We start from the raw sequence: 7,239 nt of genomic DNA on the forward strand, positions 1-7,239 counted from the left end.
TTTGATTTTCATTGAGTATAAAATACAAGAAATACCTCGATTTTGAAGTCGAGGTATCTTTTTTACATTTGGACAATCTTGCGATAACTTCTTGAAGTAATCATGAAAATCAGCACATAGGCGATGAGGAAGATAGCGCAGATAGACAAGGTCACAATCAACATCATATTCGTATCTATTACACCAATCACTTTTAGAATCAGACTAAGCATATGGTAGGCAAAGGCGAGATGTATGAAGGCAAAGAGCAAAGGAAGGAAGAAAACAGTTAAAACCTGCTTGTTGATGGTTTGCTTGATTTGCTTTTGATCTAAACCGACTTTCTGCAAGATAATAAAGCGTTCACGGTCTTCATAGCCTTCAGAAATTTGTTTGTAATAGATGACCAGAACGGTTCCGACCATAAAGATAATGGATAGGAAAATACCGATAAAGAAGACACCACCAAAGAGGGCACTCATCTGAGAACTAGCATCTGCTAGATTGCTACCATAAACATAGCTACCTTCTGTGTCTAATTGAGCATTAAATTGATTGAGGTATTTTTCATACTCCTCAGCGACCTTGAGTTGTTCTTCTTCACTGACATTTATTACATTCATACCACCGTAAAACTGATTATAGATAGCCGAATCTGGGAATTGATCCAAAAAGGCTTGTAAATCTGGAACAACAAGGTAATTGTAATCAGCAGTCAAAATATTAAACTGATTTGGGACATGGTTCACAATGAAATCTTTATTAAATTCTTCTTTTACAGAAAATTGATGATCATTCAGAGTTAGAGTTTTCTGTTCTTTAACTCCCTCATTCTTTGCAAAGAGTCCGACCTCATTTCCTGATAGAGACAGTTTTTGACCAGTCATATTTTCATAATCTTTTTGGTCAAATACCATGAAAACTGTTTTGGGTTGGACACGGTTTTGTCCTTTTTCAAAAAGGGTTAACTTATTTCCTTCTTGGTTCGCAACACCAAAGTAAGTGTAACGAAACACTTCTTTTTCTTTAATCTGATAACCTTTGTCACTTGCAAACTGGCTCAAGAGTTTGTCCAAGTCTTCTTTTTCAACATTTTGCCCTGAAACCCCAAAATCATGAGGATTTAGAACTTTTTTAAAGCTTTCTGCGGAATTGAAAATGCTTGTCGCTGCTGACATGGTTACCAAAACCATTGTTGACAAAATAGCGATAGTTGCTAGTCCAACCGCATTTTTCTTCATACGGAAAATCAAGTTGGAAACAGAGATGAGGTTATTAGGTTGGTAATAGTATTTCTTGTTTTTCTTTAAGATTTGAAGGAAAACGGTAATTCCTGCATTAAACAATAGATAAGTACCAAAGATAACCAGTAAAACAGCTATGAAGAAGGTTGTTAAGGCTGTAAGAGGATCTTTTACCGTAAGGGCAAGATAGTAGCCAATCCCTAAACTAATGGAACCAAGAATCGTTTGGAGAGGAAGGAAGCGACCTTTTTTCTCACCGCTAGCTTTCTCACGCGAGAGCTGGAGGGCATTCATACGGGCGATTCGAAGGGCATTCAGGAACATGAGGCCTAGGAAAATCAAACCGAAGACAACAAGTACTGTAATGACAACTTTCATCTGGAAGGTAGCGACCAGTTCCACCTTCAATTTCATCAGTTTGAGCAAGAAAGCGAAAATTAACTTGTCAAACAAGGCTCCAATACCGATACCTGCTCCAACAGTTAGAATCCCAAATACCACTAACTCCTTAAAGGTCATACTGATCAGGTGACGTTTCTCCAAGCCCAACATTCCATAAATCCCTAGTTCCTTGGAACGGTTTTTCATGACAAAACTATTGGCATAGAGGACGATAATGGCTGACGCAAGGGTGACGACAAACATACCAAATCCAAGTGTAGCTTGAATGGTTGATCCTCCACGGATTTCAGCAATCTTGGGATTGAAGGTTAGAGAGTAAAAGAGATAGGTGACGGTGACTGCCAAGAGAACAGCCAGCGCAAAAGGATAGTAGAGTTTGCGGTTTTTAATCAAGTTCGATACCGCTAACTTATTGGTTAATCGAAACATACTAATTCACCTCGCTTGCCATGACAGTCAAGGTATCAGAAATTTCTTGGAACATCTGACGCTCTGTCTTCTCTCCACGGTAGATTTGATTGTAAAGAATGCCATCCTTGATAAAGAGCACACGCTTAGCCCTGCTAGCTGCTGCTGTTGAGTGGGTTACCATGAGAATGGTTTGGCCACGCTCATTGATTTCATCAAAAACATCAAGAAGAGCTGCAGATGACTTGGAGTCAAGCGCTCCTGTTGGCTCGTCCGCAAGGAGAATTTCTGGCTCTGTGATGATGGCACGTGCTACTGCTACACGCTGTTTCTGACCACCAGAAATCTCGTAAGGATACTTCTCTTGCAATTGGTTGATGCCTAGATTCTCAGCTGTCACCACCAATTTCTTCATCATCTCTGTAATAGGTCTTCTTGACAAGACAAGCGGAAGCAGGATATTGTCTTTAACAGACAGAGTATCTAGCAAGTTAAAGTCTTGGAAGACAAATCCTAGCTTTTCACGACGGAAGCTAGAAGCCTGTGAATTTTTAATGGTTGCTGTATCTGTTCCGTTCAGGTAAACTTGTCCACGACTTGGTTTATCCAGCATAGCTAGGATATTGAGAAGAGTTGATTTACCAGAACCAGACTCACCCATGATGGCAACGTAGTCGCCCTTTTCGACGGTAAAGTGAATATCCTTGAGGGCCTCTACTTGGTTGCCCTGAAAACGAGTTTTATAAATTTTTTGAACGTGTTTTACATCTAAAAGTGTCATGAGAATCTCCTTTCTTAATATCCCATCAAATGAAATGTTGCTTGCATCATAGCGCATCCCAGTTGAACACGCTCGATATCTTTATGGTTTGGTTTTCTTGTTTTCTTATGTAAGATTTGTTTCATGATGTTACTCCTTTGTTCTTTATGAGTCTAGTTTACATCAAAAAAAGACCGCTTGCCATAACCTAACCTTACAAAAGAGACTTTAATCTTACATTTTTGTAAGATTGGGGGAAATGTAAGCAAAATTACTTAGAAAATGATTTGATTTCCTATTTTTAAAATTGTAAAATATAAGTGTGAAAAGGCTTACTTTGGAAAGGAGGAAGCGGAAACTAACATTTGAGTAAGCTTACCTAGATAACATACCATTAAATTTAACACTTGCAAGTCGATCAACCTATAAGGAAAGAAGGTGCGCTTTAATGAAACACAAAGAACATATACTCATCGGACTTCTCTATCTCCTCTCTCCATTCATCGGTCAGCTCTTAGTTGAAAAAACATACTTTATCGGTACAGAATTTACAGCTACTGCTTATGCTATTTGCTGGCTATCAGTTGTTATCAGCATCCACCATTTTTCAAAAAATGTATTGTCTCAGCAAGAAAAAACAGATTAAAAAACTGAGTTTAAAATAATATTTTTAATTTGTATATGAGGCTGAGAAAATCTTATTAAAAGTAAAAAAGCTTTAAATCAAGCAGTTTAGACTATTGATTTAAAGCTTTTTGCTTATTCCAAATCTTTTGTTAAACCTCACCAAAACCAGCCTTCATTGTCGTCAATAGCTTGGGCTTCTTTGCGTTTGCGTGGGCCTGTTCCGTACATTTCTGCTTCGATTTCTTCCTTGGTTGGCATGATAGAAGCTAGGATGATATAGATAATCACGCCAAGTCCAAAGTTTGCGACTGTAAAAATAGCAAATAGAAAACGAACCAGGGTAACATCAAAGTTCCACTTGTCTGACAGACCCGCCAGAACTCCTGAAATCATGCGATTTCGTCTCATTTTATAAAATTTACTGTTCATGATATTTCCTCTTTCTGTTAGGTTAGACATAGTATATCACGGGTAGGCTCGGCTTTCATCAGTCCTCAGGCTGATTTATCAGAAGCAATTTACCTCGACAAAGTCCACAGCGATAGCATTTGGTATCAATCCTTCGCTTGCGATGATAACTTTGCTGGCAGGATTGACAACGATAAAGTTTGAGTGGTTTAGAGTGGCTATTTGTCAAGGAGGGCACAAAGCGTAATCCATCCACCGCTTTCAAAAGTTCCTTAAAATCTCGATCCTTGTGTTGATATCCCTTCCCTTGAAAATAGAGGTGATAATGACAGAGTTCATGTCGGACAATTTTCCTAAAAACCTCCATACCCAGTTTCTGATAAACCTTGGGATTAAAATCCAGATGCCCATCTTTGGGGAAAAATCGCCCACCTGTCGAACGTAGACGCCTATTCCACTGGACATGATGGATAAAAGCTCTCCCGAAGTCTTCTAGTGAAACCTGCTTGACATAATCAGTCAGTTTCATTTGGAGCGAGGAGCGACAGATTAACTTTTTCACGTTCAGTATCAATTTTCTTGACCCAAACGGTCACCAAATCTCCAACTGACACCACTTGACTAGGGTGTTTGATAAACTTGCGACTCATATGAGAAATATGAATCAAGCCGTCCTCGTGAATCCCGATATCAACGAAGGCACCGAAGTCAACAACGTTACGCACAACACCTTCTAGCTTCTGACCTACCACTAGGTCTTTGATATCTAGGACATCTTGGCGAAGCACAGGTGCGTCAAAGGAATCACGGAAATCTCGACCTGGTTTGAGAAGATCTGCAATGATATCTTTAAGGGTTTCTGGACCGAGGTCTAGCTCTTGAGCCATTTCCTTGACTGAAAGGGACTTGAGTTTGCTTTGGGCTTCTTCGTTTAGGTCTTTAATATCTAAACGTTTGAAGAGTTCCTTAACTGCAGTGTAATTCTCTGGGTGAACTCCTGTATTATCAAGGATATTGCTACTTTCAGGGATACGAAGGAAACCAGCAGCCTGCTCAAAGGCCTTGGCTCCCAGACGAGGAACTTTCTTGATTTGGGCGCGTGAAGTGATTTTTCCTTCTTCCTCGCGGTATTTGACAATATTTTCAGAGATAGTTTTGTTGAGTCCAGCTACGTGTGAAAGAAGAGCTGGGCTAGCTGTATTGACATTGACACCAACTTGGTTAACCACTGTATCGACAACAAAGTCCAGACTCTCAGATAGTTTCTTCTGACTGACATCGTGTTGGTATTGACCGACACCAATTGACTTAGGATCGATTTTAACCAATTCAGCAAGGGGGTCCTGCAAACGACGGGCGATAGAAATGGCAGAGCGTTTTTCAACGGTCAAATCTGGAAACTCCTGACGAGCAAGTTCACTGGCAGAATAGACAGAAGCACCACTTTCATTTACGATGACATAACTAACCTCAGGAAAATCTTTCAGAACTTCCGCCACAAAGGCTTCACTTTCACGACTAGCAGTACCATTTCCGATGGCAATAATTTCCACGCCATATTGACCAATCAAATCTGCCAGATCTTTCTTGGCTTCTTCGATTTGACGAGCTGATGCTGGTTTAACAGGATAAATGACCTGTGTTGTCAGCATTTTTCCTGTTGCATCCACGACAGCTAGCTTGGCACCTGTACGAAAGGCAGGGTCAAATCCAAGAACCACGCGCTCTTTCAGTGGAGCAACCAAGAGGAGATTGCGTAGGTTGTCCGAAAAGAGTTGGATAGCCCCTTCTTCCGCTTTTTCAGTCAATTCTGTCCGAATACGGCGCTCGATAGCAGGTAAGACTTTTTTCTTAACCGATTGCTGAACAACTTCATCTATATAGGCATTTTTCACCTTGAAACGAGCAGCAAAGAAGGCAAGAATACGGTCCGTCGCATGTTCAAAACCGATCTTCAAGACACCAAGTTTCTCCCCACGATTGAGAGCCAAGGTACGATAGCCTTGCATAGTTCCAACTGTCTCTGAAAAATCATAATAAATCTGAAAAACCTGCTTTTCATCAAGACTTTCATCCTTGGCTTGAGAAGTAAGTTTAGAGTGTCTCAGCACTTCCTGATAAGTCATAGAACGCAAGGTCACATCTTCCGATAAGGCTTCGACCAAAATATCAACTGCACCGGTCAAGGCTTCCTTGCCAGTCGCAAATCCTTCACAGACGAACTTTTCAGCTTCTTTCTCTAAGTCAACTATATTCTGCAAAATCAAGCGAGCAAGAGGAAAGAGTCCAGCTTCACGGGCAATGGTTGCCTTGGTACGACGCTTTTCCTTATAAGGAAGATAGAGTTCTTCAACGTCTGCTAATTTTTCGGCAACTAAGATAGCTTCTTCCAATTCCTTGGTCAACTTACCTTGTTCTTGAATCTTAGCTAAGACAGCTTCCTTACGGTCATTGAGATTTGTCAGACTTTTATCCAAATCAATAATAGCCTTAATCGCCACCTCATCCAGACTACCAGTCATGTCCTTGCGATAACGCGCGATAAAGGGAATAGTCGCCCCTTCAGCTGTCAAACTTAGAACGGTATCAATTTGCTTTAACGTCACTCCCAAATCCTGAGAGATTTTTTCATATTTTTTATCCATAAATCTATTATACCACAAGCTAAACGTTTCAAATTAACTCGTAGAACATTTAAAAAATATGTAGGAAATAGATTTATATGCTACAGCGCAATAACTTGCACTTAAAGAGCATTGCCACCTTTTTTTAACCAAGCCATGATATCAAAAGTATTTAATGGATCAGACATAATAGCCAGTTCTGGAAGATGTTCCTGATCTGGAATAACACATTGACTTTTCAAATTTTTATATGGACGATTGACTAAAATTAATTTATTAGAATAAGGAAGATTATCCATCTTATTTAAAATTTCTTCACTAGCTGAATCTTTATTATCAAATTTAAAATATAGATTATCCCAATTTATGCGTTTTTTCTTTTTTCCCACTTAGTCCGTGCTTCTTCAATACTAGAATAATGTAGAAAATGAATATCTATATCCCCTAAGTGCCCCAAAGGATAAACTTCATGGGTCCAGCTCGGTGAAACAAGTTCCTCTTCGAAAACAAGTTCTTGTTCCATATAGTACCGAAAATCCTTTGTAAGTTTATAATAATCATCAGGAAGAATAAATAAACCAACAAAAGGTGTTCTATATTGGCTTTACAATAATAACTTCTATATCTTTAAATGTTTGTCTATCAACTATTAATAAAGACTCTAATAAACTATTTTTATCTCCTTGATGTAATAAAATAACACTGATTAAGCAAGTCAATTTTACTACCTCCTATAATTTTCTGATAATGATTTTCTTCTTATTTCAATTATATAATCATTTAGTTT

Annotated in this window: 6 protein-coding genes and 1 pseudogene; 1 reads left to right on the forward strand and 6 read right to left on the reverse strand. The window is 39.1% G+C overall.

Features of this window, described 5'->3' with window-relative positions:
- Window positions 1-62: 62 nt before the first annotated feature.
- Both HT708_RS10825 and HT708_RS10830 read right to left on the reverse strand, forming a co-directional pair.
- The gene (locus tag HT708_RS10825; RefSeq protein WP_172926384.1) at window positions 63-2,054 is read right to left on the reverse strand and encodes an ABC transporter permease; all 1,992 of its coding nucleotides are present in this window, start codon (window positions 2,052-2,054) and stop codon (window positions 63-65) included.
- 1 nt (window position 2,055) lies between these two features.
- Complete coding sequence (locus HT708_RS10830) at window positions 2,056-2,814, reverse strand: ABC transporter ATP-binding protein (RefSeq protein WP_000173358.1); 759 nt, start codon at window positions 2,812-2,814, stop codon at window positions 2,056-2,058.
- 427 nt (window positions 2,815-3,241) lie between these two features.
- On the opposite strand from HT708_RS10830, the gene HT708_RS10835 reads away from it, so the two are divergent.
- Window positions 3,242-3,439, forward strand: coding sequence for a hypothetical protein (locus tag HT708_RS10835; RefSeq protein ID WP_050223462.1), 198 nt, complete (start codon window positions 3,242-3,244; stop codon window positions 3,437-3,439).
- 137 nt (window positions 3,440-3,576) lie between these two features.
- Here the strand turns inward: HT708_RS10835 and HT708_RS10840 are convergent, their stop codons facing one another.
- The 4 genes and pseudogenes from HT708_RS10840 to HT708_RS10855 form a co-directional block, all read right to left on the reverse strand.
- Window positions 3,577-3,849 (reverse strand): PspC domain-containing protein, encoded by a 273-nt coding sequence (locus tag HT708_RS10840; RefSeq protein WP_001085044.1) that lies wholly within the window; start codon window positions 3,847-3,849, stop codon window positions 3,577-3,579.
- A 58-nt stretch (window positions 3,850-3,907) separates the two neighbouring features.
- On the reverse strand, window positions 3,908-4,357 hold the full coding sequence (locus HT708_RS10845; protein WP_101514688.1) for a SprT family protein: 450 nt from the start codon (window positions 4,355-4,357) through the stop codon (window positions 3,908-3,910).
- Window positions 4,344-6,473 carry a Tex family protein gene (locus HT708_RS10850; protein ID WP_172926385.1) on the reverse strand — a complete coding sequence of 710 codons (2,130 nt, stop codon included), beginning with the start codon at window positions 6,471-6,473 and terminating at the stop codon, window positions 4,344-4,346. The genes HT708_RS10845 and HT708_RS10850 overlap by 14 nt, the downstream gene beginning before the upstream one ends.
- Window positions 6,474-6,574: 101 nt before the next feature.
- A pseudogene (locus HT708_RS10855) lies at window positions 6,575-7,053 on the reverse strand (DUF1919 domain-containing protein); the annotation flags it as partial.
- Between the last annotated feature and the right edge of the window lie 186 nt (window positions 7,054-7,239).

This window comes from Streptococcus sp. 3613, from assembly GCF_013277375.1.
In the GTDB taxonomy this organism is placed as follows: Bacteria; Bacillota; Bacilli; order Lactobacillales; family Streptococcaceae; genus Streptococcus; species Streptococcus pseudopneumoniae.

Excerpts from the sequence above, each read along its gene's own strand:
- HT708_RS10840 (WP_001085044.1), bottom strand. The coding sequence starts at position 3,849 with ATGAACAGTAAATTTTATAAAATGAGACGAAATCGCATGATTTCAGGA.
- HT708_RS10830 (WP_000173358.1), bottom strand. The coding sequence starts at position 2,814 with ATGACACTTTTAGATGTAAAACACGTTCAAAAAATTTATAAAACTCGT.
- HT708_RS10825 (WP_172926384.1), bottom strand. The coding sequence starts at position 2,054 with ATGTTTCGATTAACCAATAAGTTAGCGGTATCGAACTTGATTAAAAAC.
- HT708_RS10835 (WP_050223462.1), top strand. The coding sequence starts at position 3,242 with ATGAAACACAAAGAACATATACTCATCGGACTTCTCTATCTCCTCTCT.
- HT708_RS10850 (WP_172926385.1), bottom strand. The coding sequence starts at position 6,473 with ATGGATAAAAAATATGAAAAAATCTCTCAGGATTTGGGAGTGACGTTA.
- HT708_RS10845 (WP_101514688.1), bottom strand. The coding sequence starts at position 4,357 with ATGAAACTGACTGATTATGTCAAGCAGGTTTCACTAGAAGACTTCGGG.